Here is a 26,533-nt window from a genome sequence, read left to right as displayed (position 1 = left end):
TGGTGTCCCGGCTATCCAGGAGTCAGCCGGGACGTACGGCGAGGTGGACCGCGTCCGGGACGCCCCGGGCAACGGGCACCTCTTCCGTCCGTACCCCGCTGAATCCGGCATTCCGCAAGGTTGCTTCGAAATCCCCGGAGGGCCGCGCGGACCACACGGCGAGGATCCCGCCGGGGTTCAGCCGGGCCGCGCAGGCCGCCAACCCCTCGGCGGAGTAAAGGGATTCGTTGTCCTCGGTGACCGTCCAGTCGGGGCCGTTGTCGATGTCCAGGCAGAGGGCGTCGTAGGTGTCGGTGGAGGTGTGGACGTGCTCCACCAGGTCCGTGTGCAGGATCACGGTCCGGGGGTCGGCGAGCGCGGCCCCGGAGATCGCGGCGAGCGGCCCCCGCCGGTGCCAGTCGATGATCGCCTCCTCGCGCTCGGCGACCACGATCCGGCCCCAGCGGGAGTCGGCGGCGGCGTGGGCGAGGGAGAAGCCGACGCCGAGCCCGCCGACGAGCACGGAGGCGCCGGCCCGGCGCTCCCCGGGGAGCGCGGCGAGGGCCGCGTCGATCAGGAGCCGTTCGGAACGCCCGTCGGAGGTGTCCATCAGGAAGGTGCCGTTGGCGATGATCTCGTAGTGCTCGTCGCGGCGGCGCAGGACGACCTCTCCGTGGGGTCCTTCGCGCCGGTCGAGGGTCACGGGTCCTGACATCGTCGGTCGCTCCGCTCTCGTCGTCTCGTCGGATGGTTCCCGCCATCCTCGCCGGGCGACGGCGACGACCACAAACGCGTTACGGGACCGGGCGTTCGTGCCCCGGGCCCCCGCCCGGGAGGCCCCTCCCGACACCCCCCGCCCACGCCCCTCCCACCCCCGCCCCACCCCCGACCGGGCCCGCGCCGGACCTTCACCGCCCCCGGGCCCCACGCCGGACGCCCCGCCGCGCGTACAGGGCGGTGCCCGCGGCGAAGACGGTCGCCGCCGCCGTCCACGCCGCGCCCGCCGGGCCGAGGACGACGACCGAGAGCCGGTCCGAGGGGTCGTAACCGGGGGCGGTTTCCAGCCATCGGGCGGCCCGTGCGGCGACCGCCGTCGTACCGACGAGAACGGCGAACGCGCCGGGCAGGCCACGGGAACGGGAGCAGAGGAGAAGGGGGGAGAGGGGCCTCACCGGACGGGCACCTCGTCCGGGTCGCAGGGGTCCGCCGCCGGATGGCGGGTCAGATGGGAACGCTGCCCGGCCACCTGGCGAACGGGGGCGCCGGGCAACCCCTTCAGGCGTGCGTTCGGCGGGGCGAGGGCCGCCGACACCTCCGGCGGCGGCTTCGCGTCCAGGGCCGTCACGCGCACCTGCGGGGCGCGACAGTCGCACGCCCTCTCTGTCGCGGGCGGGCCCCGGCGGCCTCAGGGGCTCGTCGGCGGTCCGCCCTCCGGGAGGGCGTCGAAGACGCGCTGGAGCGCGGGCGGGCGCTCGCCGTCGCCCGCGACGACCACGCGGTGGCGGTAGGCCACCTCGTACTGGAAGCCGTCGGCGATCGGCCGTCCGGTCGGCCGCGCCGGTACGAGGGCGAAGGCGGGGTCCTCCAGGGCCGCGCGCAGCTCGGCGGTCTCGGCGGGGGTCTGTCGGCCGGTCCGGGGCGGCTTGTCGCCGGAGATGACCGTCCACGCCCCGTCCCGGTGGACGACGAGCCGGTTCCGGACCCCGGCGAAACCGCCGGTGACGGTCACCCGGACGAGGACCTGACCCGGCCGGGGGTCGTCCCTCGGGGCGCTCGGCCCGGTCGTGGTGCCGGGGGTGCCGGGGCTGGTCGTGGTGCCGGGAGGGTTCGGCCCGGTCGTGCTCGGGCCCGACGTGCTCGGCACGGCCGTGGTCCCGGGCGCACCGGGTGCCGGGGGAGCCCCGGAGCCCGAGCCGCAGCCGGCCGCGCCGCCCGCCAGGACCGCCGCGAGCAGCATGGCCCCGCATCGTCTTCCCCGTACGCCTCGTCTCGTGGGACTCATGGGAGGAGGATGCCCGGCGGGGCGCCTCCCCGCAGCCGGACGACGGGATTCCGCCGCCGTCCGGAGCGTCCGGGGCTCAGACCTCCCCCCGTACGATCCCGGTCAGCGGCCCCCGGTACTCCCAGCCCAGCGCGCCGTAGAGCCCTCGGCCGTCCGTGGTCGCGGAGAGGACCCCGGTCGTGGCGCCGGCCCGGGCGGCGGCGGCCTCCAGGGTGAGCATGACGTTCGCGCCGAGGCCCCGGCGCCGGTGCGCCGGGTCCGTCTCGATCTGGTCGGCGACGGCGGTGGCGCCGGTCGGGGCGATCTGCCCCCGGGCGGCGAGGGTGCCGTCCGGGGCGAGGATCCGGACCCGGACGACGCCGTCCCGGACCTCGACGTTCCGGGCGTACCCCTCGGGCGGCGCGGGGCGGGCGCCGGGGTCCAGCGCCTTGACCATCATGAAGCCGGGATCGTCGGGGATCGTCCACCCCTCGGTGATCCACGGCGCCACCTCCTCGGCATCCGCCATCACCTTGAGCCAGCTGTACGGCTCGGTGAGCCGCCCGCAGAGCGCGCCGACGGTGACCGCGTCGGGCGCGGGCAGCACGTGCCGCAGGACGTGCCGGGGGAGCCCCACGTCGATCCGGTACCCCCACGGCTGGTCGACGGCGGCCGGGGTGCCCCGGGAGACGGTCCAGCCCTCCACCCACGCCGATGTAATGGCTCGCATATCCATGGAGGTATTACATCTGCTGTTCGGCGAGGCGCGCGAGAGTGATCGCTCAGAGCGAACAGGTGTCCGGGAACATCGATGGGCTCACAAGCATTGAGTCCATACAGCTCAACTTGACTGCCGAAGGGGAGATCATGGCTTCCGAGTCCATGGCGTCCGCGCCGCTCACTCTGCCTGTGCTGCCGCTCGACGACGAGGTCGTGCTGCCCGGAATGGTGGTGCCGCTGGACCTGTCCGACAACGACGTACGGGCCGCCGTCGAGGCCGCCCAGGCCGCCGCGCGGCCGGGCGGGGGAAAGCCGCGGGTGCTGCTCGTGCCCCGCGTCGACGGCACCTACGCCGCCACCGGCGTCCTCGGGACCGTCGAGCAGGTGGGACGCCTGTCCGACGGGGACCCGGGCGCGCTCGTGCGCGGTCGCGGCCGCGTCCGCATCGGTGCCGGGACGACCGGCCCCGGCGCCGCCCTGTGGGTCGAGGGCACCGCCGTCGAGGAGACCCTGCCCGACCCGCTGCCCGGCTCCGTGACCGAGCTGGTCAAGGAGTACAAGGCGCTGGCCACCACCTGGCTCAAGAAGCGCGGGGCCTGGCAGGTCGTCGACCGCGTCCAGCAGATCGACGGCGTCGGCGCCCTCGCCGACAACTCCGGCTACTCGCCCTTCCTGACCGTCGCCCAGCGGATCGAGCTCCTGGAGACCGCCGACCCGGTCGCCCGGCTGCGCCTGGCCACCGCCCAGCTCCGCGAGCACCTCGCCGAGCAGGACGTCGCCGAGACCATCGCCAAGGACGTCCAGGAGGGCGTCGACAAGCAGCAGCGCGAGTTCCTGCTCCGCCGCCAGCTCGAAGCCGTCCGCAAGGAGCTCCGCGACCTCAACGGCGAGGCCGAGGGCGACGAGTCCGACGACTACCGCGCCCGCGTGGAGGCCGCCGACCTGCCCGAGAAGGTGCGGGAGGCCGCCCTCAAGGAGGTCGAGAAGCTGGAGCGGTCCAGTGACCAGTCCCCCGAGGGCTCCTGGATCCGCACCTGGCTCGACACGATCCTCGAACTCCCCTGGAACGAGCGGACCGAGGACCGGTACGACATCCGGGGCGCCCGCGCGGTGCTCGACGCCGAGCACGCCGGCCTGGACGACGTGAAGGAGCGGATCACCGAGTACCTGGCGGTGCGCAAGCGGCGCGCCGACCGCGGTCTCGGCGTGGTCGGCGGGCGCCGGGGCGGAGCCGTCCTCGCCCTCGTCGGCCCGCCCGGCGTCGGCAAGACCTCCCTCGGCGAGTCCGTCGCCCACGCGATGGGCCGCGAGTTCGTCCGGGTCGCCCTCGGCGGCGTCCGGGACGAGGCGGAGATCCGCGGCCACCGGCGCACGTACGTGGGCGCCCTGCCCGGCCGGATCGTCCGCGCGATCAAGGAGGCCGGGTCCATGAACCCGGTGGTCCTGCTCGACGAGATCGACAAGGTCGGCTCCGACTTCCGCGGCGACCCCGCGGCGGCGCTCCTCGAAGTCCTCGACCCGGCGCAGAACCACACCTTCCGCGACCACTACCTGGAGGTCGAGCTCGACCTCTCCGACGTGGTCTTCCTGGCCACCGCGAACGTCCTGGAGTCCATCCCGGAGGCGCTCCTCGACCGCATGGAACTGGTGCGGCTCGACGGCTACACCGAGGACGAGAAGGTCGTCATCGCCCGCGACCACCTGCTGCCCCGGCAGCTGGAGCGGGCGGGCCTGGAGCCCGGCGAGGTCGTCCTGGAGGAGGCGTCGCTGCGGAAGCTGGCCGGCGAGTACACCCGCGAGGCCGGCGTCCGCACCCTGGAGCGGTCGATCTCCCGGCTGCTGCGGAAGGTCGCGGCCCAGCACGAACTGGGCGACCGCGCGCTGCCGTTCACGGTCCGCCCGGAGGACCTGCGGGAGCTGATCGGGCGCCCGCACCATGTGCCCGAGTCGGCGCAGGACCCGGCCGAGCGCCGGACGGCCGTGCCGGGCGTCGCCACCGGACTCGCGGTGACCGGCGCGGGCGGCGACGTCCTCTTCGTGGAGGCCTCCCTGGCCGACCCGGAGACCGGCGCCGCGGGGCTCACCCTCACCGGACAGCTGGGCGACGTGATGAAGGAGTCGGCGCGGATCGCGCTCTCCTTCCTCCGCTCGCACGGCGCGGAGCTGGAGCTGCCCGTCACCGGCCTCAAGGACCGGGGCGTGCACATCCACTTCCCGGCGGGCGCGGTCCCCAAGGACGGGCCCAGCGCGGGCATCACGATGACGACCGCCCTCGCCTCCCTGCTGAGCGGCCGGCTCGTCCGCACGGACGTGGCCATGACCGGCGAGGTCTCCCTCACCGGCCGGGTCCTGCCCATCGGCGGCGTGAAGCAGAAGCTGCTCGCCGCGCACCGGGCGGGCATCACCACGGTCGTGATCCCCAAGCGGAACGAGGCCGACCTGGACGACGTCCCGGCCGAGATCCTGGAGAAGCTGGAGGTCCACCCCGTGACGGACGTCCGGCAGGTCCTGGAGATCGCCCTCGCCCCGGCGGAGGTGCCGGTGGGCGTGGCCGCGTAACCCCTGGTCGAGAGCGGGGTGTTCCCTCGGGGACACCCCGCTCCGGCACGTCCGGACACCGGTCCGGGGGCGGCTCCGCGATGTCAGTCCCGGCTGTCATGATCGTACGCATGAACGAAGACGCCTTCTGGGCTCTCATCGACGAGTTGAGCGGCCGCCCCGGCACCCGGGACGAGCGGCTGGAGTGGCTGGAGGGGGAGCTGCTGCGGCGTCCGGCCGAGGAGAGCGTGGCGTTCCAGGTGCGCCTGGAGAAGGCGTGCGGGGCGGCCGACACGCACGCGCTGTGGCGGGCGGCGGACCGGATCGAGGGCGGCCGCTGCACGGACGACGGCTTCCACTACTTCACGCTCTGGCTGGTGGGCCAGGGACGGAAGGTGTACGCGTCGGTGCTCGCCGACCCGGACGCGCTGGCCGACGTGTCCGACGTACGGGCGCTCGCGGGGCGGTACCACGGCGACTGGGACGACGACGAGTGGCCCGAGTGGGAGGAGCTCGACTACGTCGCCCAGGACGCGTACGACGAGCTGACCGGCCAGGAGGACGACGACGGGGAGGACTTCCTCGAAGCGGTGGAGGCCGCGGAGGCCTTGGAGGAGGACGAGGGGGAAGAGGACGGGGAGCGCGGGGCGGCCGGGCCGGAGGGGTTGGCCCTGCCCCGGCTCACCGCCCTCTTCCCGCTCGGGCCGTCCGGCTCCTAGGGGCCGCCCGGCCCGAGCGGGACCGGGCGGCGCCCCGGAGGACGCGTGGGGGGCGCGTCAGGAGGCGGACGTGTTCCGGCGGCGGCCCAGGAGCAGGCTGCCCGCCGCGAAGGCGGCGAGGGCGCCCGCGCCCGCGAGGGCCGGGACCAGGGGGGAGGAGGTTCCGGCGGCTTCGGCGGAGAGCGCCGGGGGCCGCTCGTCGCCGCCGTGGCCCGCGTGGCTCACGGTGGACAGGGCGGCGCCCGCCGCGATGCCCGCCTCGGTCGGGGCCTTCGCCGGGGTCGCGGCCTTGGCCGCCGTACCGCCGAAGGTGACGTCCGAGCAGCTGTAGAAGGCCTCGGGGCTGTCGTTGCGCTGCCACACCTTGTAGACGATGTGACGGCCGGTGCGGGCCGGCAGGGTGCCGGTGAAGTTGTAGTAGCCGTCGGTGGCGGTGCGGGTGGTGTGGTGGACCGCGACCGGGGTGGCGTCCAGGTCCGACCACTTCAGGGGCTGGGTCGGGTCGAAGCCGGCCTTGGTGATGTAGACCGTCATGGTGCCCGAATGGGCCGCCGTCGCCCGGACCTTGAAGTCGAAGGAGCCGGCGGCGACCGCCGTCGCGGGCCAGTCGGTGCGCGCCCAGTCCAGGGCCCGGTACTTCTCGCGGTTCGCCGAGCAGAGCTTGCCGTCCGGGATGAGGGAGCGGTGCTGTCCGTCCGCGTTGGCGATGTTGACCTCGTTCCAGTCGTAGAGCGGCTGGGTGCCGGAGTCGGCGACGAGGTCCTTGCACACCTGTGACCTGGGCGTCTCGGGGCCTTCGGCGTAACAGGCGGCCACCCGGCTCACGGGGTTGAAGACGGCCCCGTGGGCACTGGCCGCCGTGGGGGTGAGACCGACGAGCGCGGCGGCGGACAGGGCCGCGGCACCGGCGGCGGTGGCGCGGCGGACGGAAGGCAGGGAGGACATGCGGGGGCTCTCTCTCGTGCGTGGGGGAGTACGGAACGAGCAACGCGCGCGGGACGCGCGGAAGTTGAAACCCGGGCGACCGCCGTAGAGCCTCGCATTGGTCCATACCAATGAGCAAGGGGGTGGAGGGAAAAAACGGGTGCGGCCCCCCGGGGCGCGCTGTGCGCCCGGGAGGCCGCGGGAAGGGGGGCGTACGGGGAAGACGTCAGCCGTTCGCGAGCGCCCGCACCCGCGAGAGGTCCCCGTTGAAGCGGTTGTGGTCGCCGACCGTCGGGCCGGTGGAGGTGTACTGCCACATCGTGTAGTACTCCCAGCCGGCCGGCAGCGTCCCCACGGCGGAGGCGTACCGCGCGACCCACAGCGGGTTGGTCGCGCCGAAGCCGGCGTGGTTGCCGGTGCACTGGGTCCACCAGCTCGTCGCCGTGTAGATGACGGCGTCCCGCCCGGTCCGGGCCTTGTAGCGGTTCAGGAAGTCGCGGATCCAGGTCACCATCCCGGCCTGGGTCTTGCCGTAGCAGGTCGCGCCGTACGGGTTCCACTCGATGTCGAGCACGCCCGGCAGGGTCCTGCCGTCCTTCGACCAGCCGCCGCCGTTGTCGACGAAGTAGTCGGCCTGGGCCGCGCCGCCCGTGGTGTCCGGGGTGGCGAAGTGGTACGTGCCCCGGATCATGCCGACGTCGTACGAGCCGTTGTACTGCTGCGTGAAGAAGGTGTTCTTGTAGTAGGTGCCCTCCGTCGCCTTGACGTAGGCCCACCGGACGCCGCTGTTCCACAGGGTGGACCAGGCGACGTTCCCCTGGTGGCTGGAGACGTCCACGCCCTCCGTCTGGACGGCCCGGGTCGGCGCGCCGGGGGTGCCGTCGCGCCCGTCGTGCGCGAGGACGCCCATGCCCATGCTGGCGGTGCCGCGGGCGGGCGCCTTCCGGACGTCCGCGTCCGGGGCGGCTCCGGCGGGGCCCGCGAGGGGGAGGAGGAGGGCCAGGGCCGCGAGGGCGGCGCCGGCGAGGGTCGTTCCGGATCTGTGCACACGCATCGCGTGCCTCCGAAAGGCTCGTGGGGAGAGGGGCGACACGTCCTGGTGTGGACATGTCAGTGGGGTGGCGGAAACGACGCTACGCACGTAGACCCGCCCGTGGAAGGGGACCTGGTCGCCGCCGTTGGTCTACTCCTGCGAAATACTGGAAGAGCTGCGGAAACGGCCGCGACGGGAAGAAACTTTCAGCGACCGAAAGGCCGCGGGCGTGGCGGAAGCACGCCACGGAAAACACGCGGGAGGCACTGACGTGCAGGGAAGCGGTACGGGACGCGAGGGCGGGGGCATCCCGCGGGCCCTGAGCGGGGGCGGGGCGCCTGGCCTGTCGGCCCTTGGCGGGGGCGGGTCCGTGCCTCCGGCGCCGGGCGAGGCCCGAGCCGCCTCGCCGTCCCCTGGCGGGACCGGGGCCACGCCTTCGGCGCCGCGTGAGGCCCGAGCCGCTTCGTCGGCCCCCGCCCAGGATGGGGCCGAGGCCGCCCCGACTGTCCCCGGTGGGACCGGAATCGCGGCACAGGCCCCCGGCCAGGGACAGGCCGCCCCATCGACCCCCGGCGGAGCCGGGCCCGTCCCGTCGCCCCCCGTGGACCGGGAGTTCCTCGCTCTGGAGCGTGAGCTGGCGGTCTTTCTGCGGCGGGCGCGGGCGCAGTCCGGGGAGATGGCCCGGGAGGTGCATCCCGAGTTGGAGCCCGCCGCCTATGGGCTCTTCGTGCGGCTCGATGACGCCGGGCCGCAGCGGGCCACCGAGCTCGCCGGGTACTTCGGGGTCGGCAAGGCGACCATGAGCCGCCAGCTCAGGGCGCTCGAAGACCTCGGTCTCGTCGCCCGCGACCCCGACCCCGCCGACGGCCGGGCCTCCCTCGTCCGCCTCACCGAGGAGGGCCGCAACCGCTTCCGCCGCGTCCGCGACGCCCGGCGCGAGCGCTACGTCCGCAAGCTCGCGGACTGGGACCGCGCGGAGGTCGCCGAGCTGGCCCGCCTCCTGAACCACTTCAACGTACGGGCGGAGGGCTGAAGGTCCAGTCACCCCGGCAGCGTCAGCTCCACGTACGCCGCCGTCGCGTCGTCGTGCCGCTTCCAGCGCCGTACGCCCCCCGCCGCCGCGTCCGCGACCTCCCGCTCCCGCACCCGCCGCAGCAGCCCGGCCGGTCCCTCCGTCCGCAGGACGCCGAAGCAGTCCGCCCAGTCGCCCTCGCCGAACAGGTCCACCCAGCGGCTCGCCCCGTCCGTGAGCGCCGCCAGAGCCCGCACCTCCGCGCGCGGCACCGTCCCGGTCACCGCCCGCTCCGCGACCGCCGGATCGGCCGCCGCCGTGAAGAAGCCGCCCTCCCGGTTCCGCAGCCGGTCCGTCGCCGCCACGGAGCGCAGCACCTCGGCCGGCACCCGGTCCAGCCGGTCGTCCAGCACCGCCCGTACCGCCCCGTCCGGCCCCTCCAGGAGGAGGACCGAGTCGGAGAGGACGAGGTGCTCGACCACCGCCCCGTCCCAGCGGGCGAGGACCACGGTTGCCTGAGGCGTCCTTACGTGAGAAAGGTCACAGCTCCCCCGATGGGCGTCCGCGGTGCGCCGGATTGCCAGGGAGAGGATCTCGGACAGGGAGACGTCCGGCCGGGAAGCGGACAGTTCGGTCAAAGCCCCGCCGAGGCGGGCGGCGAACCACGGCACGCCGTGCACACAACCGTCGTCGCCGGCGGGCGGTGTGACGCCGTCGAGGAGGACGAGCGTCCCCCTGCCCTCCGCCGCGAACAGGACGGTGGCCGTCCAGTCCTCATTGGGGCGTTCGGGGCTGCCGGGAAGGGAGAGGACGTCGCTGCGCATGGAGCCCAGTGTGCCCGGACCCGCGCCCGTCCCCACCAACCCTTCACCGGACCCGCGAATGACGGGAAAAGGCCTGTACCAACCGGGCGGACACGGAGGAAGGAGCGGAACGGACGCCGTCGCGGACCTGCGGGCGGGCATCCTGCCAAAGGCCGCCCGGAAGATCCAACCGGGGCCGCTCCCGGGCCTTCGGACCCCGTCCGGGGAAGTTGTTCGCCAACTCGGGAGTGTTGTTCACTCGTTCGGGTGGCGGAGCGGCCGATGCCCGTCCCCTTCCCGGAAGCGCTGGAATGGTCGGAAGCCGTATCGGGGGTGGGGGCGCTCCATGTGATCGGCCGTCACCTCTGCTTTGTGGCTGGACGAGTCAAGAATGCGAGCACCGGTGCAGATGAAGCGGCCTCGGAGCAAGAACGGCACGCGGAGCCAGAACACCGGTGTACCGCCGGCCCCGGGCGCCGCCACGGCCCCCGCCGGAGGCGCGGCCGCCCCCGACCGGGCCCCGACACAGCCGCACGCCCCCGCGCAGCCCGCCGCACCCGCCGGCCGCGCCAAGCGCGTCCGCAACCGCCTCGTCGCCGGCGTCGCCCTCGTGGGCGTCACCGTCCTCGCCGCCGGAGCTCCCGCGATCCTCGCCGCCTCCGCCGAGCTCACCGACTCCCAGCGCCTGGTCACCCTCGCCGAACTCGACCGACAGGCCGTCACCCTCGCGCACTCCCTCGCCGACGAGCGCGACGAGGTCGTCGCGTACATCGCCGCCGGACGCGACGCCCAGACCGGCGACGCCGGGAAGAAGCGCCGGGTCACCACCGTCCGCTCCACCCGCGTCGACCGGCAGATCGACGAGATCCGCCCCGCCGCCTCCACGGAGCTCCGCCGCGACCTCGCAGGCGTCCCCTCCGTCCGCCGCGCCGCCCTCACCGGCAAGGGCACGGCCCTGGAGGCCCACAAGGCGTACTCGGACGTCATCGACAAGCTCCAGGCCCTCGCCGACGAGCTGGCCGACCGGACCCCGGCCCGCGCCGCCGACCCCTCGCTCACCGAGGCCACCCGCGCCCCCGCCGCCCTCGGCCGCGCCGTCGAACAGGCCTCCGCCACCCGCGGCCTGCTCCTCGCCGCGCTCGCCGTGCCCCAGCCCGAGCCCACCGGCGAGTTCCGCTACGACGCCACCACCGGCACCTACGTCCCCGAGGAGCCGAAGGGCACGGCGGAGGCGAACCAGACACGCGACCGCCTCACCGCCGCCGCCCAGCAGGCCCGCGTCCGCGAACTCGCCGCCCTCGGCGACTTCGACCAGGCCGCCGGGGCCGCCGCCCGCGACTCGCTCGCCGGCACCGTCGCCGGACCCGACGTCAAGAGCGCCGAGCGCTCCCTCGCCTCCCTCACCGACCAGCCCCGGCTGACCGACGCCGAGCGCAAGACCGACCCGGCCGCCCTGGAGGCCGCGCTCTCCGCCCGCGTCGAGCAGATGCGCGGCGTCGAGTCCGCCCTCGCCGCCCAGCGCGTCGAACGCCTCTCCGCGCTCCGCGACGACGACGTCACCGCGCTCGAACTGCGCCTCGCCTTCCTCGGCGGCTGTCTCCTCGTCGCCGTCGGCGTCTCCACGTACGTCGCCCGCAGCCTCACCCGGCCGCTCGCCGTCCTCCGCATCGGCGCCGCCCGGCTCGCCGCCGCCCCCGAGCCGCAGACCGAGGAGCCGGTCCGCTTCACCGGCCGCAACGACGAGTTCGCCCAGGCCGTCCGCTCCCTCAACACCCTGCACGGCAAGCTCGCCGGCCTCGCCGCCCGCACCGGACACCTCACCGCCGAGCGCACCGACCTGGCCGCCGACAAGGAGGCCCTCGCCGCCGAGCTGGCCGCCCAGCGCGCCGAGCTCCAGGGGCAGGTCGCCCTCCTCACCGCCGAGCTCGAAAAGCTCCGCGGTACCGTCCGGCACACCTTCGTCAACCTCTCCCTGCGCAACCTCGGGCTCGTCGAGCGGCAGCTCGGCGTCATCGAGAAGCTGGAGGAGCGCGAGCAGGACCCGGACCGCCTCGGCACCCTCTTCAAGCTCGACCACATGGCGACCGTCATGCGCCGCCACAGCGAGAACCTCCTCGTCCTGGCCGGCCACGAGCACGTCCACGGGCACGCCGGGGCCGTCCCGCTCGTCGACGTGCTGCGCGCCGCCGTCAGCGAGATCGAGCGGTACGAGCGGGTCACCATCCAGTCCCTGCCGCCGCACGCCCAGATCGCCGGCTTCGCCGCGGACGACCTGAGCCACCTGGTCGCGGAGCTCCTGGAGAACGCCACCTCCTTCTCGCCGCCCGACGCCGAGGTCCAGCTCTCCGGCTGGCTCCTGGAGACCGGCGAGGTGATGCTCTCCGTCCAGGACTCCGGCATCGGCATGACCCCCGCCCGCTTCGCCGAGCTGAACGCCCGCCTGGCCGAGGCCGACCCGGACGCCTTCGAGGGCGAGGGGCTCGGCATGAGGGTCGTCGCCCTGCTCGCCGCCCGCCACGGCGTCCGCGTCGAGCTGCGCGAGCAGCAGCCGGGCGGCACGGCGGCCGTCGTGGTCCTGCCGCTGCCCCTGCTGCCCACCGCCCCGCCGGCGGCCGTGACGGAGCCCGTACGGGGCCCGGGCACGGCCCCCGTCATCCAGCTCCCCGGCTCGGTCGCGGAGGCCAACTCCAACACCCTGCCGTCCCGCACCCGCGACCCGCTGGTGGAAGCGGCGGAACGCGCGTTCGCGGAGGCGGCGCCCTCCGGGGGCCACCCGGAGGACACGGCGGAGGAGCCGTACGAGCCGGATGCCGTCCCCGAGGAGCCGTACGACCCGGAACCGCGGCGGACGGCCGAGGAGCCGTACGTCCCCGAGCCCGAGCCCGCGCCCTCGGAGTCGTACGCGAGGGAAGCGGCCCACGCCCCGGAGTCCGTCTCCGAGACCACGCTCCAGGTCCGCCTCCCCGCCCCGCCACCGGAGCCGGACGCCCACGAGCGCGCGGCCGACGCGGACGCCGACACCACCCCGGCACAGCCCGTCGTTCCGGCGGAACCCGTCGCCGACCAGCCGCTTCCCGGGCCGCGTTCCGGGCAGTGGGAACGGGTCACCGACAAGGGCCTGCCCAAGCGCACCCCCCAGGTGGTGCGCCAGGCCGGACCCGCCGCCGCTCCCCGGGGCGGCGGCGTGGACGCCGAGGCCCTGCGCCGCCGGCTCGGCGGCTTCCACCGGGGCGCCGAGGCCGGGCGCCGGGACGTGGAGGCGGAGAGGGGCACGACGGGGATAGCGGACGCAAGGACCGCACGTACAGAGGAGAAGACGGGGGACACAGTCGAGGAGGCACGCAGTTGACCGCGACGGGAACGTTCGGACTGAGTACGGAAGCCCGCAACCTGCAATGGCTGCTGGGAAATCTGGTCGAGGAGGTGCCCGGGGTCCGCTCGGTCGCCGTCGTGTCCTCGGACGGCCTGATGCTGCTGTCCTCGGACCCCGCCACCCAGCAGGACACCACGGCCGCCGAGGAAGCCGGCCGTCCCCAGGGGCCGCGCGGCTCCAGCGCCGACCTGGCCACCATCGTCTCCGGCATCGGCAGCCTCACCATCGGCGCCGCGCGCCTGATGGACGGCGGCGGGGTCAAGCAGACCATGGTGGCGATGGACGAGGGCAGCGTCTTCGTCATGTCGATCAGCGACGGCTCGCTGCTCGGCGTGCACGCCACGCCCGACTGCGACATGAGCGTCGTGGCGTACCACATGGCGCTCTTCGTGGGCCGCGCCGGTCACGTACTCACCCCCGAAGTCCGCAGCGAGCTGCGCAAATCGTTGGAGAGCCCCCAGTGACGGCCATGTCCTCGGTTCCTCACTCCTTCAAGCTGCCGGTACGGGGAGAGGGGCGCCGCCCCGCGCGCGTGCGCCCCTACTCGCTGACCGGCGGCCGTACCCGCTTCGGCCACGTCCTGCTCGTCGAGACCTTCGTGGCGGCGCTCGAAGCGCCCGCCGCGCGCAAGGTCCTGACGGACGGCGGGCCCGGCGCCCGCGGTCTGATGCCGGAGATGCGGGCCATCGTCGAGATCTGCCGCCGGATGCGGACGGTGGCGGAGATCTCGGCGCTTCTGAAGATGCCGTTGGGCGTCGTCCGGGTGCTCCTCAGCGACCTGGCCGACCAGGGAAAGATCCGTGTGTACGGGACCGGTCACGGCACCGGCCAGCCCGACCGCGCGCTCCTCGAAAGGGTGCTGAGTGGACTCCGTCGTCTCTGACGCCTCCGCCGTCTCCGGGACCGTCCCCGTCCCCGGAGGCGTCGCCGAAGCCGGCCCCGCCGCCCCGGCGGCCGTCGGCATCCCCGCGCAGCCCCGCCCCGATCCGCTCGCACCGGACGCCGAGGACGGCGCGCAGGACTGGCAGCTCGACCACACCCGCGCCCCCACGGCGACGAAGATCGTCGTCGCGGGCGGCTTCGGCGTGGGCAAGACCACCTTCGTCCGGGCGGTCTCCGAGATCACCCCGCTCCAGACCGAGGCCCTGATGACCCGGGCGAGCGAGGACACCGACGACCTCACCGCCACCCCGGACAAGCTCACCACCACGGTGGCGATGGACTTCGGCCGGATCACGCTCGACGACGACCTGGTGCTCTACGTCTTCGGCACGCCGGGACAGCAGCGCTTCTGGTTCATGTGGGACGACCTGGTGCGCGGCGCGATCGGGGCGATCGTGCTCGCCGACACCCGGCGCCTCACCGACTGCTTCCCGGCCCTCGACTACTTCGAGAGCTGCGGGCTCCCGTACATCGTGGCGGTCAACCACTTCGAGGGCAGCGAGCCGTTCGAGGCGGAGGACGTCAGGGAGGCGCTGACCGTGCCCCCGCACGTCCCCGTGGCGATCATGGACGCGCGCAAGCGCTACAGCGTCGTGGAGACCCTGCTCGCCATGGTCGCGCACGCCCTGGACGCCACCCCCGAATAGCCCGCCTCCCCCTCATTGACGCCACGCCAGGAGCACCACCCATGCGGAAGATACTCATAGTCGGGGCCGGACAGTCCGGTCTCCAGCTCGCCCTCGGACTGCAGTCGCGGGGGTACGAGGTCACCCTCATGTCGAACCGGACGGCGGACGAGATCCGCGCCGGCCGGGTCATGTCCACCCAGTGCATGTTCGACACCGCCCTCCAGCACGAGCGGGACCTCGGGCTCAACTTCTGGGAGTCCCAGGCGCCCCGCATCGAGGGTCTCGGCGTCTCCGTCGCGGGCCCCGACTCCTCCCGCCTCATCGACTGGGTCGGCAGGCTGGACGGGTACGCCCAGTCCGTCGACCAGCGGGTCAAGATGGCCGGCTGGATGGAGACCTTCGCCCAGCGCGGCGGCCAGCTCGTCATCCACGGCGCGGCCGTCGGGGACCTCGACTACTTCTCCCGCAACTACGACCTGGTGCTCGTCGCCGCCGGCAAGGGCGAGCTGGTCTCCATGTTCGAGCGGGACGCGTCCCGCTCCCCGCACACCGAGCCGCAGCGGGCGCTCGCCGTCGCGTACGTCCACGGCCTCGGCCCGCGCCCCGAGCACCCGGACTTCGACGCGGTCCGCTGCAACGTCGTGCCGGGCGTCGGCGAGCTGTTCGTCATGCCGACCCTCACCACCGGCGGCCGCGCCGACATCCTCTTCTGGGAGGGGATCCCCGGCGGCCCGCTCGACGTCTTCAAGGGCGTCAAGGACCCCTCCGAGCACCTGGCGCTCACGCTGGAGCTGATGGAGCGGTTCACGCCGTGGGAGTACGCGCGGGCCACTAAGGTCGAACTGACCGACGCGGGCGGCACCCTCGCCGGCCGGTACGCCCCGACCGTCCGCAACCCGGTCGGCCGGCTCCCCGGCGGCGGCCTGGTCCTCGGCGTCGCGGACGTCGTCGTCGCCAACGACCCGGTCACCGGCCAGGGCTCCAACTCGGCCTCCAAGTGCGCGGCCGCGTACCTCTCCTCGATCGTCGAACAGGGCGACGCGCCCTTCGACGAGGCCTGGATGCGCGCCACCTTCGACCGCTACTGGCAGACGGCCCAACACGTCACCAAGTGGACGAACGCGATGCTGGCCCCGCCCCCGGAGCACGTCCTCAACCTCCTCGGTGCCGCCGGCCAACTCCAGCCCGCCGCCGACCGCTTCGCCAACGGCTTCAACGACCCCTCCGACTTCGAGAACTTCTTCTACGACCCGGAGAAGACGGGCGCGTACCTGGCGTCGCTGACCCAGGACTGACGAGGACGGGCCACCGCCACGACCGCCGAAAACCGGTCGTGGCGGTGGCCCGTCGGCGGCTGTGCGGTGGGTGTCCTCCTGAACGTGGAGATCTGGGTGCTCGGGCTCGTCACGCTCGTGGACCGAGCGCCCGGCCGGGCGGTTCAGGCGTGGTCGAAGCCCTCGTCCCCGCCCGTCCTCGCGCCCTCCGGAAGGTCCGGTGGGGCGTACGAGGCCAGGGCCGTGTCGTCCGGGTCCGGGCGTACGGCTCCGAGCAGGGGGTTCGCGGCGAGGGGGGAGACCTTCACCTTCGCGCCGGGGCGCGGGGCCTGGACCACCAGGCCCTCGCCCAGATAGACCGCCACGTGGGTCGCGCCCGGGAAGTAGAGCACCAGGTCCCCGGGGCGCAGCTTCGCGAGGGGGACCCGGGGGAGCGTCGCCCATTGCTCCTGGCTGGTCCGGGGGATCTCGCGGCCCGCCGCCGCCCACGCCCGCTGCGTCAGGCCCGAGCAGTCGTACGCCTCCGGGCCCTCCGCCCCCCACTCGTACGGCTTGCCGATCTGTGCCACCGCGAACCGCAGGGCCTCCGCGCCCGCTTGGGACGGGGTGCGCGGGCCGTCCAGGACGCCGGAGTCCAGCAGTTCGCGCTGGGCGCCCGCCGTCTGCGTCCGCTCCAGTTCCGTGAGGCGGGTGAGTTGGGTCGGGGAGAGGGCGGCGAGGAGTTTCTCGACCTCCTTCAGTTTCGTCCGGACCTCGTCGCTCCGGGTGCGCTGCTCGGCGGTGAGGCGCCGCTGCCGGTCCAGGGCCTTGTGGGAGGCGCTCGCGAGGGCGTCGGCCCGGCGGGCGGCCGTTTCGAGCCGGGCGACGGTCCCGGCCCGGTCCCGGCCCTCCCGGGCCGCCAGCCGCTCCCGGTCCATGGCCGCCCGGGGGTCCGGGGCGAAGAGCACGTCCAGGTACGAGGAGAGCTCCGACCTGCCCTGGTACTGCTCCCGGGCGATCCGCCCCGCCTGGGCGCGCTCCCGGTCCAGGGCCTTCCGCGCGGTGGTGAGCCGGACCGCGAGGTCCTTCGCGTCGGCGGTCCGGAGCCTCAGCCGCTCCTCGGCGGCGTTGTACCGCTCGGTGGCCTCCTCGGCCTGCCGGTAGAGGGTGCGCAGCCGGGTGAGCAGGCCGGTGACCGAGGTGCCGCCGGGAGGCGCGAGGGCGGCGGCGTCGTCGTCCGGTTCCGTGTCCTCCGGGCCGGTGGGGGCGGTGGAGGCCGTCGGCACGGGGACCTTCGGGTCCACCGGGCCCACCGGTTCCCGCTCCGGGTCCGGCCGGGCGATCGGGGCCCGAGCCGGAGGCTCCACGGGCGGGTCCGCCGGGTCGGCGCCCGCCGTGACCGGTCCCGTGAGCGCCGTCAGCGCGGCGAGCGCTCCCGTGCAGACCGTGCGCAGCAGCCTTCGTGACACGTCACCACCTCCAGGGGGATGATGACGGTTTATTTTGTGCGATTACCGGATGAACGAGGGCGCGTCCGGTGCCCTCACCCGGTCGGACTCACCCGGTCGGACTCACCCGGTCGGACTCACCCGGTCGGACTCACCCGGCCGGACTCATCCGGTCGGACCGGAGTCGGCGGCCCTCCCGCCCGGCTTCGACCACGGCCACTTCAGCTCGCGCCGCTCCCGGCCCCCGGGCGCGTACGCGTAGACCCAGCCGCGCTGGAGGCCGAGCCGCTTCGTGTACCCGGCGGGCTCGCGCCGGTAGGCGTACACCGTCGGTGGGTTCCCGTCGTGCGCCGGGACCGGGACCTCGTACCACCTCGGCGGGTGGCCGGTCGGGCCGAGCAGGATCGGCAGGACCCGGCCGTCCAGGGGTCCGCCGCGGAAGGGGGTGTTCTCGCTTCTCACCCCTCCAGTCTCTCCCGCCGCTCCCGCGAGGGGCTCGCCGTCCCCGCGTACGGCTCCACCGGCCCCGCGTACGGCCCCACTGGCCCCCCGCGCGGCTCACAGCAGGTGGGCCGCCTCGCTCACCACCGGGATCACCCGGCGGGCCAGGGCCGCCACCGGCCCCTCGGGCGTCTCCTGGGCGAGCAGCCGCCGGACGACCCCCATCGTCTCCCCGTCGCCCGCCGCCGTCGCGGTGAGCAGGGCGACCAGGTGGTCCACCATCCAGTCGCGCAGCTCCGCCGCCGGGGGCCGCTTCTCCTCGCCCAGCCAGATGAGCGAGGCGGCCTCCACGGCGGCGATCCACGTTCGGACCAGCATCCCGAGCCGGAGGCCCGGCCGCTCCACCCCGAGGTGGAGGAGGATCTGCTCGGCGGCGGCCCGCCGCACCTCGTCCACGATCGCCGTGGTCTGCGGGGTCTCGACGACGCTGCCGCCGCGCAGCAGGGCGCTGAACCCGGCGTCGTGCCCGTCCACGAAGGCCAGGTAGCGGTCGAGCACCCGGCCGAGCCGCTCCGTGGGAGGCCCGTCCAGGGGCTCGGCGAAGCAGCGGTTCAGGGCGTCGGCGGAGGAGCGCAGGGCGGCCTCGTACAGCTGCTGCTTGCCGCCGGGGAAGTAGCGGTAGACGAGGGGCCGCGAGACGCCGGCCGCCTCGGCGACGTCGTCGAGCGAGACGTCCTCGGGCGGCCGGTGGGCGAAGAGCCCCAGGGCCGCGTCGAGCAGCTGGCCGCGCCGCTCCTCGACGCTGAGCCTGCGGTAGGCGGGCGTGGCGGGACTCGTCATGCCCCGCAGCGTAACCGCGCGCCTCCCCGGCCGGGCGCCCGGACCGGGCCTCCTCAGGCCAGCAGCCCCGAGGACTTCCACAGCCGGCGGCCCGGTCCGCGCAGGATCCCCACGTCGTCCAGGAAGTCCGTCAGCCGCTTGGCGCCCGCCTGCATGACCTCCCGCCGGTGCCCGCTCGCCCGCACCTGAGCGACGGCCTCGCGCCGGTCCAGGCCCACCGCCTCGTACACCCCCGGGTTGACGAAGCAGACCGAGAAGACCCGGGCGGCCTCGCCGCAGCTCAGCCGGGTGAACTCGCGCTCCCAGCGCGGCGCGGTCACCATCTGGCGGCGCAGCTCCTCGCGGGCGTACCGCACGTGGCGGGCCTCCTCCACCACGTGGATCCGCGTCACCCCGCGCACCAGGGTCTGCACCCGCTCGTCCGGGAACGTCAGGCGCTGCATCCAGTCCAGGATCTCCTCGCCGAGCAGCGTGGAGGCGAAGGAGCCCGGGGTGGTGGAGACGGTCTTCAGGATCCGCGCGAGGTTGTGGTAGACCCGCGGCACCGGGTACGCGGGGGTGCCGCCGCGCCGGATCAGCCGGGCGAACATCATCGAGTGCCGGCACTCGTCGGCGATCTCGGTCAGCGCGTACCGCACGTGGTGGCTGGTCAGCGACTTGTCGTAGATGTGCCGGACGAGCAGCTGCATGAGGATGATCTCGAACCAGACGCCGAGGGAGGCGAGCGAGGCCGCCTCGTGGCGCGAGAGGTCGATCCGCTGCTCCTCGGACATCCGGCGCCACAGCGGGGTGTCGTAGAGGGAGACCAGCTCGGGCGGCCAGAACCACTTCCCGTCCTCGAAGGGCGCGTCCCAGTCCAGCTCGGCGTCCGGGTCGTAGGAGTGCTTGCGGGAGGACTCCAGGAGGCGTTCGGCGACCTGCTCGCGGTCGCGCAGCGGCCCCAGCGCGTCCCGGACGAGGGTGAAGTCGGGCTCGTGGAAAGGGCTCATGTGGAGACACTTCGCAGGGCTCGCCGTCGCGTTACCGTGGGTCACCCGCTATTGGACTGCTCGTCAGCAATGTCGTCAATCCTTCGCGCGCGACCCCGTTCGACTTGTTGACGGGCCGTCAACAGCGTGTGAGCCTGCTCGGGTCGGACCTGAGCAGGTCGGCGGAAGGAGTCGTCCATGTCGACGCACGACCTCTACGCGAACGCCCCCGACGGAGCCGTCTGGGACGTGCCGGCCGCCGGCGCCGCCCGCTTCTCCTGGGACTACGACGACGGCCGCGACCGCCTCCTCGCCCTCTATCGGAAGGGCAAGGACAAGCAGTGGGACGGCGCCACCCGCATCGACTGGGACCTGGAGGTCGACCCGTACGACCCGCTCGGCACCCCGGACGAGGCCCTGGACCTCCACGGCACCCGCCACTGGGCCAAGCTGACCGACAAGGACCGGGGCGAGCTGCGCCGCCACTACTCCTCCTGGCAGTTCAGCCAGTTCCTCCACGGCGAGCAGGGCGCCATGATCTGCGCCGCCCGGATCGTGGAGTCCGTCCCCGACCTCGACGCCAAGTTCTACTCGGCCACCCAGACCATGGACGAGGCCCGGCACGCCGAGATCTACGGCCGCTTCCTCCACGAGAAGGTCGGGATGCTCTACCCGATCGACGACAACCTCAAGGGCCTCCTCGACGACACCCTGCGCGACTCCCGCTGGGACATGCCCTACCTCGGCATGCAGGTCCTCATCGAGGGCCTCGCCCTCGCCGCCTTCGGCATGATCCGCGACACCACCGACAAGCCGCTGCCGAAGCAGATCCTCGCGTACGTGATGCAGGACGAGGCCCGGCACGTGGCCTTCGGCCGGATGGCCCTGCGCGACCACTACCGGCAGCTCTCGGACGCCGAGCTCCGCGAGCGCGAGGAGTTCGTCATCGAGGGCTGCCACCTGATGCGCGACCGGCTGCGCGCCACCGACGTCCTGGTGAACTTCGGCGTCGCGCGCAAGGAGGCCGAGGAGCTGACCGAGCGCAGCGAGTTCCTCCGGCTCTTCCGCAAGCTGCTCTTCAGCCGGATCGTCCCCTGCGTCAAGGACATCGGCCTGTGGGGACCGCGCCTCCAGAAGGCCTACCTGGACATGGGCGTCTTCGACCTCGGCGACTCCAACCTGGACCTGCTGATGGCCCAGGACGAGGAGATCGCGGAACGGCTCGACGCGGAGCGCTTCGCGGCGGAGGAACGGGACCGGGCGGCGGAGGTGACGGCGGCGATCGAGGCGGGCGCGGAGTAGGCACCCCCCGGAGCCGGGGCCCTGCGTCGCCCCTCCTACCTCCGTGCCTCCTACCTCCGCGCCTCCGCCTCCAGCCGCAGCGCCTCCTCCATCACCGCCCGCGCGATCGGCGCCGCGCTGCCGCCCCCGCTGATGTCCGTACGGGAGGCCTCCGCGTCCTCGACCACCACCGCCACCGCCACCGCCGGCCGGGCGGAGTCCTCGCCCTGCGCCCAGGCGATGAACCAGGCGTACGGGGTGCCGGTGTTGCCGAAGCCGTGCTGGGCCGTGCCGGTCTTGCCGCCGACCCGGGCCCCGGGGATCGCCGCGTTCGTCCCCGTCCCGTCCTCCACCGCCCGCACCATCAGCTCCTGGAGCCGGAGCGCCGTCGAGGGGTTCATCGCCTGCCGGTAGGCGCGGCGCGCGGTCCGCTCCACGGTCGCGCCGCCGGAGGTCGTCGTGCGGTCGACGAGGTGCGGGCGGGCGATCTCGCCGTTGTTGGCGACCGCCGCCGCCACCATCGCCATCTGGAGCGGGGTCGCCGTCGTGTCGAACTGCCCGATCGAGGACAGGGCCAGCTGGTCCGGGCTCATCTCCCGGTCGAAGGTGGACCTCGCCACCCACGACGGCACCCGCAGCCCCGTGTCGTTGAAGCCGAACCGCTCCACCGCGTCGACCATCCCCGGCAGGCCCACCTCCACCGCGAGCCCGGCCATCACCGTGTTGCACGACCACTGGAGCGCGTACGCGAGGGAGGCGTCGCCGCAGCCCTTCGCCTCGTTCGGCAGCACCTGCCGGGTGCCCGGCAGCACGAACGGGTCCGGGGTGTCCGTCGGCGCGTCCACGTCCCGCACCACGCCCGCGTCCAGGGCTGCCGCCGCCGTCACGACCTTGAACGTGGAGCCCGGCGGGTACGTCTGCCGCAGCGCCCGGTTCAGCATCGGCCGGTCCGGCGCGGAGTTGAGCCGCTCCCAGGCCTCCTTCACCCCCGGGCCCGTCCCGGAGAGCACCCCCGGGTCGTACGAGGGCGAGCTGACGAGCGCCAGGATCCGGCCGGTGGCCGGCTCGACCGCCACCACCGCGCCCCGCTTCCCCTCAAGACCCCGGAAGGCGGTCTCCTGCATCGGCGCCCGGAGGGTGGTGATCACGTCGCCGCCGGGCTCCCGGCCCCGGGTGAGGCCGTTCAGGAGCGGCAGCGGCGCCAGCATCGGCTCCGTGCCCGCCAGGACCGCGTCCTCGGCGTCCTCGACGAGCGTCGTGCCGTACGTCTGGGAGGCGTGGCCGGTCAGCGGCGCGTACAACGGCCCCTGGCGGTAGGCGCGTTCCCAGCGCAGCTGCTGTCCGCTGTCCCGGGAGGCCGTCACCGGCTTCCCGTCGACGACGATCTCGCCGCGCGGCTGTGCGTACCGGGCGATCGCGATCCGCCGGTTGGCCGGGTCGTCGTCGAGCGACCCGGCCTCGACGACCATCACGCGGCCCGCGTTGACGAACAGCGCGGCCAGGAGGACGAGACAGAGCGCGGCGGCGCGCCGGATGTAGCGGGTCACCGGACCTCCCCGGAGCCGGAGGGGCGCCCGGCCGTACGCCCGGCCGCGCGTCCGCCCGTGCACCCGTTCACAGCGCCCCCTCCTTGACCCGCGCGAGCTCCCCGGTGTCGGCCGACTCCGGCCGTGGCGCGCGGGCCGAGTCGCTGACCCGGACGAGGAGGGCGACGATCACCCAGTTGGTCACCACCGAGGAGCCTCCCTGCGCCAGGAACGGCATCGCCATGCCGGTCAGCGGGATGAGCCCCATCACCCCGCCCGCGATCACGAAGACCTGGAGCGCCACGATCGAGGCGAGCCCGATCGCGAGGAGCCGCCCGAAGGGGTCGCGCAGCAGGAGGCCGGCGCGGTAGCCGCGGCCGACGAACAGCGCGTACAGCAGGAGGAGCGCGGTCAGGCCGACGAGCCCCAGCTCCTCGCCGGCCGTCGCCAGGATGAAGTCGGACTTGGCGGCGAAGCCGATGAGGACGGAGTGGCCGAGGCCGAGCCCCGTGCCGAGCATCCCGCCGGCCGCGAAGGCGAACAGGGACTGGGCGAGCTGCCCGGGGCCCTCGCCCGCCCGGATCGAGGCGAAGGGGTCGAGCCAGTCCTGCACCCGGCTGTGGACGTGCGGTTCGAGCGAGCCGACCAGGAAGGCGCCGGCGGAGGCGAGCACCAGGCCGACCGCGATCCAGCCGGTCCGGCCGGTCGCCACGTACAGCATGATCACGAAGAGGCCGAAGAAGAGCAGCGAGGTGCCGAGGTCCCGCTCCAGGACGAGGACGCCGACGCTGAGCAGCCAGATCGCGACGATGGGCCCGAGCACCCGGCCCGAGGGGAACTGGAACTTCCAGATCCGGCGGCCGGTGTACGCGAGCGCGGTGCGGTTGGCGGCGAGGTACGCGGCGAAGAAGACCGCGAGCAGGATCTTGGCGAACTCGCCCGGCTGGAAGGAGAGCCCGCCGAGCCTGATCCAGATCCGGGCGCCGTTCACGGCGGGGAAGAAGATCGGCAGCAGCATCAGGGCGAGCGCGGCGGCGACGGAGACGTACGCGTACCCCTGGAGGGTGCGGTGGTCGCGCAGCAGCAGCACCACCAGGATGAAGAGCGTCACCCCGAGCGCCGACCAGACCAGCTGGGTGGTCGCCGCCCGGTCGTACGGCGTCTCCAGGTCGAGCCGGTGGATCAGGGCCAGGCCCAGGCCGTTGAGCAGGACCGCGATCGGCAGCAGCAGCGGATCGGCGTACGGGGCGCCGAAACGGACCGCGAGGTGGGCGACGAGCGCGAGCAGGCCGAGCCCGGCCCCGTAGCGGGCGGCGTCCGGCGGCACGGCGCCGCCCCGGGCGAGACCGACCGCGGCGTAGCCGTAGACGGCGATGAGGACGGCGCAGACGAGGAGGGAGAGTTCCACGCCGCGGCGCTTCGGGACGGGGACCCCGGGCGGGGGCGCGTCCGTTCGCGGTGCGGTCATGGAGCGCAACGTAGCAAGCGGTGCGCGCTATGTCCCTTTTGCGGGCCGGTGTGCCGCCGCGCTCCTCCGGCGGCCCTCCCCGCCGCCCTCAGGCGTGCCCCTCCGGCTCCTCCGGCTCCGGACCGGACGGGTGGACGTACTCGGGGAGCCGCAGCCAGGCCTCGGCGCCCCCGCCGGGCGCTCCGGCGAAGACCAGCCCGGCGCCGATCACCTCCGCCTGCCCCACCGCGATGGTCAGTCCCAGGCCGTGCCCCTTGCCCCCGTTCTCGGTGCGGAACCGCTGCGGGCCGGACTCCAGCAGGTACGCGGGATACCCGGGCCCGTGGTCCCGCACGGTCACCACGGGGCCGTCCACCGTGACCACCACCGGGGGTGCCCCGTGCTTGTGGGCGTTGGCCACCAGATTGCCGAGGACCCGTTCCAGGCGCCGCCGGTCCGTCTCCACGGTGGCGTCCCGGACGACCCGCACCTCCGTCTCCGTGCCCGAGGCGCGGACCACCCGTTCGGCCAGCGGGCCGAGCTCGTGCACCGCCAGGTCCACGGTCTCGTTGCGGGCGTCGAGCCGCGAGATCTCCAGGAGGTCCTCGGTGAGCGCGCGCATCGCCCGCACCCTGTCCCGTACGAGCTCCGAGGGGCGGCCCTCCGGCAGCAGTTCGGCCGCCGCCGTGAGTCCGGTCAGGGGGGTGCGCAGCTCGTGCGCCACGTCGGCGGTGAACCGCTGCTCGCTCTGCAGCTTCCGCTGGAGGGAGGAGGCCATGGTGTCGAGCGCGCCGGAGACGGTCGCCACCTCGTCCTGGGGCCGGGAGGGGTCCTTCGTCCTCGGGTCGTCCACGCGCGCGTCCAGGTCCCCGGCGCTGATCCGCCGGGCCACCCGTGCGGTGAGGTGCAGCCGGCGGGTGACCCGGGTGACGGCGAAGACGCCCACGACCAGGGTCGCCCCGATCGCCAGGACGGAGGAGCCGAGGAGCGAGCGGCCGAGCGCGTCGATCGTCCCGGCGCTCTGCGTGTAGTCGAGGCGCACGGCGAGGGCCCGGCCGTCGGCGGGGCCCGCCGCCCACATCGCCGGCCGGCCCCCGCGGTCCGCGACCACCGTGCCGCGCTCGCCCCGCAGGGCGAGGAGCCGCAGGGCGGCCGGGAGGTCCGGCGGATCGACGCCCGCGAACCGGGGCAGCGGCTCGCCCGCCTCGTACAGGTCGGTGACCTCCCCGAGCCGGACCAGCGCCTTCTCCCGCGCGTCGTCCACGGTCTGCCGGGTCACGGACACGTGGACGAGGGCCCCGAGCAGCGCGGCCAGGGCGCAGCACATCACCGCGATGAACACGGCGGCCTTCCAGGTGAGCGTCGCGGTCCACGCGGGCCGCACCACCTTCACGGGGCCTCCTCCGGAGGGGGTGGGGGTACGGGGGCGGTTCCGGAGGGCCGGGTGCCGGGGGGCCGGGCGCCGCCGGGGACGAGACTGGAGGGTCCGGCGCCTTCGGGCCCGGCTCCGGAGGGGCCCGTGCCGGAGGGCCCTGCCCCGGAGAGCCCGGCATGGGAGGCCGTTGCGCGGGAGGGCGCCGCATCGGAAGGTCCGGTATTGGTGGAGCCCGTACCGGGGGAGCCTGTACTGGTGGAGCCCGTACCGGAAGGCCCCGCAGCGGGGGAGCCCGTGCTGGAAGGCCCTGCGTTGGAGGGCCTTGCGCCGGAGGACCCCGCACCGGGAGGCCCCGCAGCGGGGGACCTCGTACCGGAAGACCTTGCGCTGGAGGGCCTTGTGTCGGAAGGCCCGGTATTGATGGAGCCCATACCGGAGGGCCCCGTACCGGAAGGCCCAACAGCGGGGGACCTCGTACCGGAAGACCCTGCGCTGGAGGATCCCGCGCCGATGGACCCCGTACCGGAGGAGCCCGCGCCAGAAGGCCCCGCGCCAGGGGACCCCGTGCGGACGATCTCGTCGCGGGTGGGCAACATGCTGCCCTGCCGCTCGTCCCAGGACCAGGCCGTGCGGTACTCGTACCCGGGGATGCCGGCCGAACCGACCCGCATGATCAGGTCGCGCCCGGCCAGCTCCACGCTGATGACCTGGTCCACGGTGGACATGATCCGGGTGAGCCCGCCCCGCTCGGCGCGGTAGACCCGTACGGCGACCTGCTGCTCCGGCATCCGGATCCCGACGATCAGCTCGTCACGCCCGTCGCCGGTGAGGTCCCGGTAGTACGGTCGCATGACCGGACAGGCCCCCGGCTCGCGCACGCACGCCTCGACGGCCCGCGCGGTCTCCTCGTACAGCCCGTCCGCCCCGCTGCGCGCGTCCGGGTGGGCGCGCACCTCCGCGCGGACGACCTCCACCGCGTCGACGGAGCGGACGTCGTCGCCGGTGACCCGGATGCCGGGGACGCGCTGGATGTCGGACTCGCCGTAGTCGATCGGCGGATTCGTGGCGGGCGGCAGATCGGGCCAGAGCCGTACGGGCCCCACCGCCGGGCTCGTGGGCCCGGCGCTCTCCAGGCCGCCCGTACCGGCGGATCCGCACCCGGCGAGCACGGCGGCGCACAGCGCGCACAGGACGCCGACGGCGCCGTGCACTCCGCGCGGTCCCACGTGGCCACCTGCTCCCGGTCGGTCTACGGACTGTCCCGCTCCCCGTAGACCTTATGCGGACCGAAGTCCTTTTTG

At 74.3% G+C, this 26,533-nt stretch carries 24 protein-coding genes and 1 pseudogene; 9 read left to right on the top strand and 16 right to left on the bottom strand.

The features are described from left to right. Positions 1-22: 22 nt before the first annotated feature. From ACIQD7_RS27145 to ACIQD7_RS27125, 5 genes are all read right to left on the bottom strand, one after another. Positions 23-694, bottom strand: coding sequence for a spermidine synthase (locus ACIQD7_RS27145; RefSeq protein ID WP_402444971.1), 672 nt, complete (start codon positions 692-694; stop codon positions 23-25). Positions 695-887: 193 nt separating this feature from the next. Continuing rightward, on the bottom strand, positions 888-1,151 hold the full coding sequence (locus ACIQD7_RS27140) for a hypothetical protein (protein WP_402444969.1): 264 nt from the start codon (positions 1,149-1,151) through the stop codon (positions 888-890). Beyond that, positions 1,148-1,324, bottom strand: coding sequence for a hypothetical protein (locus ACIQD7_RS27135; protein WP_402444967.1), 177 nt, complete (start codon positions 1,322-1,324; stop codon positions 1,148-1,150). The genes ACIQD7_RS27140 and ACIQD7_RS27135 overlap by 4 nt, the downstream gene beginning before the upstream one ends. A gap of 60 nt (positions 1,325-1,384) precedes the next feature. Beyond that, positions 1,385-1,981 carry a hypothetical protein gene (locus tag ACIQD7_RS27130; RefSeq protein ID WP_402444965.1) on the bottom strand — a complete coding sequence of 199 codons (597 nt, stop codon included), beginning with the start codon at positions 1,979-1,981 and terminating at the stop codon, positions 1,385-1,387. A 76-nt stretch (positions 1,982-2,057) separates the two neighbouring features. Continuing rightward, positions 2,058-2,696 (bottom strand): GNAT family N-acetyltransferase, encoded by a 639-nt coding sequence (locus ACIQD7_RS27125; RefSeq protein WP_402444963.1) that lies wholly within the window; start codon positions 2,694-2,696, stop codon positions 2,058-2,060. 131 nt (positions 2,697-2,827) lie between these two features. On the opposite strand from ACIQD7_RS27125, the gene lon reads away from it, so the two are divergent. Then, a complete protein-coding gene (lon, locus tag ACIQD7_RS27120) occupies positions 2,828-5,239 on the top strand; it encodes an endopeptidase La (protein WP_402444961.1) in 2,412 nt (803 codons plus the stop codon). Between the two features lie 110 nt (positions 5,240-5,349). Further along, positions 5,350-5,937, top strand: a complete 588-nt coding sequence (locus ACIQD7_RS27115) for a DUF4240 domain-containing protein (protein WP_402444959.1) — start codon at positions 5,350-5,352, stop codon at positions 5,935-5,937. Positions 5,938-5,994: 57 nt separating this feature from the next. Here ACIQD7_RS27115 and ACIQD7_RS27110 read toward each other — a convergent pair whose 3' ends face one another. Together ACIQD7_RS27110 and ACIQD7_RS27105 are read right to left on the bottom strand one after the other, a co-directional pair. Further along, entirely contained in the window at positions 5,995-6,873 is an 879-nt protein-coding gene (locus tag ACIQD7_RS27110) for a lytic polysaccharide monooxygenase (protein ID WP_391056405.1), read from the bottom strand. A 214-nt stretch (positions 6,874-7,087) separates the two neighbouring features. Then, a complete protein-coding gene (locus ACIQD7_RS27105; RefSeq protein WP_402444957.1) occupies positions 7,088-7,915 on the bottom strand; it encodes a lysozyme in 828 nt (275 codons plus the stop codon). Between the two features lie 580 nt (positions 7,916-8,495). Between ACIQD7_RS27105 and ACIQD7_RS27100 the strand changes: the two genes are divergently transcribed. Next, positions 8,496-8,927: a MarR family winged helix-turn-helix transcriptional regulator gene (locus ACIQD7_RS27100; protein ID WP_121830382.1), complete on the top strand. Its 432-nt coding sequence runs from the start codon at positions 8,496-8,498 to the stop codon at positions 8,925-8,927. 8 nt (positions 8,928-8,935) lie between these two features. Here ACIQD7_RS27100 and ACIQD7_RS27095 read toward each other — a convergent pair whose 3' ends face one another. Further along, positions 8,936-9,730: a hypothetical protein gene (locus tag ACIQD7_RS27095; protein WP_402444955.1), complete on the bottom strand. Its 795-nt coding sequence runs from the start codon at positions 9,728-9,730 to the stop codon at positions 8,936-8,938. A gap of 370 nt (positions 9,731-10,100) precedes the next feature. Between ACIQD7_RS27095 and ACIQD7_RS27090 the strand changes: the two genes are divergently transcribed. From ACIQD7_RS27090 to ACIQD7_RS27070, 5 genes are all read left to right on the top strand, one after another. Next, positions 10,101-13,058, top strand: coding sequence for a nitrate- and nitrite sensing domain-containing protein (locus ACIQD7_RS27090; RefSeq protein WP_402444953.1), 2,958 nt, complete (start codon positions 10,101-10,103; stop codon positions 13,056-13,058). After that, positions 13,055-13,546 carry a roadblock/LC7 domain-containing protein gene (locus ACIQD7_RS27085; RefSeq protein ID WP_121830380.1) on the top strand — a complete coding sequence of 164 codons (492 nt, stop codon included), beginning with the start codon at positions 13,055-13,057 and terminating at the stop codon, positions 13,544-13,546. The genes ACIQD7_RS27090 and ACIQD7_RS27085 overlap by 4 nt, the downstream gene beginning before the upstream one ends. 5 nt (positions 13,547-13,551) lie before the next feature. Further along, positions 13,552-13,965 carry a DUF742 domain-containing protein gene (locus tag ACIQD7_RS27080; protein WP_121830398.1) on the top strand — a complete coding sequence of 138 codons (414 nt, stop codon included), beginning with the start codon at positions 13,552-13,554 and terminating at the stop codon, positions 13,963-13,965. A gap of 79 nt (positions 13,966-14,044) precedes the next feature. Beyond that, positions 14,045-14,671 (top strand): GTP-binding protein, encoded by a 627-nt coding sequence (locus ACIQD7_RS27075; RefSeq protein WP_402445186.1) that lies wholly within the window; start codon positions 14,045-14,047, stop codon positions 14,669-14,671. A gap of 41 nt (positions 14,672-14,712) precedes the next feature. Next, positions 14,713-15,948 (top strand): styrene monooxygenase/indole monooxygenase family protein, encoded by a 1,236-nt coding sequence (locus ACIQD7_RS27070; protein ID WP_402444951.1) that lies wholly within the window; start codon positions 14,713-14,715, stop codon positions 15,946-15,948. Between the two features lie 143 nt (positions 15,949-16,091). Here ACIQD7_RS27070 and ACIQD7_RS27065 read toward each other — a convergent pair whose 3' ends face one another. The 4 genes from ACIQD7_RS27065 to ACIQD7_RS27050 form a co-directional block, all read right to left on the bottom strand. Beyond that, on the bottom strand, positions 16,092-17,375 hold the full coding sequence (locus tag ACIQD7_RS27065) for an NlpC/P60 family protein (protein WP_402444949.1): 1,284 nt from the start codon (positions 17,373-17,375) through the stop codon (positions 16,092-16,094). Positions 17,376-17,519: 144 nt separating this feature from the next. After that, on the bottom strand, positions 17,520-17,816 hold the full coding sequence (locus ACIQD7_RS27060) for a hypothetical protein (protein ID WP_402444948.1): 297 nt from the start codon (positions 17,814-17,816) through the stop codon (positions 17,520-17,522). A 96-nt stretch (positions 17,817-17,912) separates the two neighbouring features. Beyond that, on the bottom strand, positions 17,913-18,635 hold the full coding sequence (locus ACIQD7_RS27055) for a TetR/AcrR family transcriptional regulator (RefSeq protein WP_121830376.1): 723 nt from the start codon (positions 18,633-18,635) through the stop codon (positions 17,913-17,915). A gap of 53 nt (positions 18,636-18,688) precedes the next feature. Further along, a complete protein-coding gene (locus ACIQD7_RS27050; RefSeq protein WP_121830375.1) occupies positions 18,689-19,624 on the bottom strand; it encodes a diiron oxygenase in 936 nt (311 codons plus the stop codon). A gap of 177 nt (positions 19,625-19,801) precedes the next feature. Here ACIQD7_RS27050 and ACIQD7_RS27045 point away from each other — a divergent pair, with 177 nt between their 5' ends. Then, positions 19,802-20,905, top strand: coding sequence for a ferritin-like domain-containing protein (locus tag ACIQD7_RS27045; RefSeq protein ID WP_402444946.1), 1,104 nt, complete (start codon positions 19,802-19,804; stop codon positions 20,903-20,905). 50 nt (positions 20,906-20,955) lie between these two features. Here the strand turns inward: ACIQD7_RS27045 and ACIQD7_RS27040 are convergent, their stop codons facing one another. The 4 genes and pseudogenes from ACIQD7_RS27040 to ACIQD7_RS27025 form a co-directional block, all read right to left on the bottom strand. After that, entirely contained in the window at positions 20,956-22,431 is a 1,476-nt protein-coding gene (locus tag ACIQD7_RS27040; RefSeq protein ID WP_402444944.1) for a penicillin-binding transpeptidase domain-containing protein, read from the bottom strand. A gap of 67 nt (positions 22,432-22,498) precedes the next feature. After that, a complete protein-coding gene (locus ACIQD7_RS27035; RefSeq protein WP_121830372.1) occupies positions 22,499-23,878 on the bottom strand; it encodes an FtsW/RodA/SpoVE family cell cycle protein in 1,380 nt (459 codons plus the stop codon). Positions 23,879-23,966: 88 nt separating this feature from the next. Then, positions 23,967-25,250, bottom strand: coding sequence for an ATP-binding protein (locus tag ACIQD7_RS27030; protein WP_402444942.1), 1,284 nt, complete (start codon positions 25,248-25,250; stop codon positions 23,967-23,969). Positions 25,251-25,771: 521 nt separating this feature from the next. After that, a pseudogene (locus ACIQD7_RS27025) lies at positions 25,772-26,458 on the bottom strand (hypothetical protein); the annotation flags it as partial. Positions 26,459-26,533 lie beyond the last annotated feature (75 nt).

It is taken from the genome of Streptomyces sp. NPDC093071, from assembly GCF_044754545.1.
In the GTDB taxonomy this organism is placed as follows: Bacteria; Actinomycetota; Actinomycetes; order Streptomycetales; family Streptomycetaceae; genus Streptomyces.
Note: the sequence above shows the minus strand (reverse complement) of the source record. Positions and strands in the feature narration are given on the sequence as shown.

Bases quoted from the DNA above. Each gene is read 5' to 3' on its own strand.
- ACIQD7_RS27145 (WP_402444971.1), bottom strand. From the start codon at position 694: ATGTCAGGACCCGTGACCCTCGACCGGCGCGAAGGACCCCACGGAGAG.
- ACIQD7_RS27130 (WP_402444965.1), bottom strand. From the start codon at position 1,981: ATGAGTCCCACGAGACGAGGCGTACGGGGAAGACGATGCGGGGCCATG.
- ACIQD7_RS27125 (WP_402444963.1), bottom strand. From the start codon at position 2,696: ATGGATATGCGAGCCATTACATCGGCGTGGGTGGAGGGCTGGACCGTC.
- lon (WP_402444961.1), top strand. From the start codon at position 2,828: ATGGCTTCCGAGTCCATGGCGTCCGCGCCGCTCACTCTGCCTGTGCTG.
- ACIQD7_RS27115 (WP_402444959.1), top strand. From the start codon at position 5,350: ATGAACGAAGACGCCTTCTGGGCTCTCATCGACGAGTTGAGCGGCCGC.
- ACIQD7_RS27105 (WP_402444957.1), bottom strand. From the start codon at position 7,915: ATGCGTGTGCACAGATCCGGAACGACCCTCGCCGGCGCCGCCCTCGCG.
- ACIQD7_RS27095 (WP_402444955.1), bottom strand. From the start codon at position 9,730: ATGCGCAGCGACGTCCTCTCCCTTCCCGGCAGCCCCGAACGCCCCAAT.
- ACIQD7_RS27090 (WP_402444953.1), top strand. From the start codon at position 10,101: ATGCGAGCACCGGTGCAGATGAAGCGGCCTCGGAGCAAGAACGGCACG.
- ACIQD7_RS27080 (WP_121830398.1), top strand. From the start codon at position 13,552: ATGTCCTCGGTTCCTCACTCCTTCAAGCTGCCGGTACGGGGAGAGGGG.
- ACIQD7_RS27070 (WP_402444951.1), top strand. From the start codon at position 14,713: ATGCGGAAGATACTCATAGTCGGGGCCGGACAGTCCGGTCTCCAGCTC.
- ACIQD7_RS27055 (WP_121830376.1), bottom strand. From the start codon at position 18,635: ATGACGAGTCCCGCCACGCCCGCCTACCGCAGGCTCAGCGTCGAGGAG.
- ACIQD7_RS27050 (WP_121830375.1), bottom strand. From the start codon at position 19,624: ATGAGCCCTTTCCACGAGCCCGACTTCACCCTCGTCCGGGACGCGCTG.
- ACIQD7_RS27045 (WP_402444946.1), top strand. From the start codon at position 19,802: ATGTCGACGCACGACCTCTACGCGAACGCCCCCGACGGAGCCGTCTGG.
- ACIQD7_RS27035 (WP_121830372.1), bottom strand. From the start codon at position 23,878: ATGACCGCACCGCGAACGGACGCGCCCCCGCCCGGGGTCCCCGTCCCG.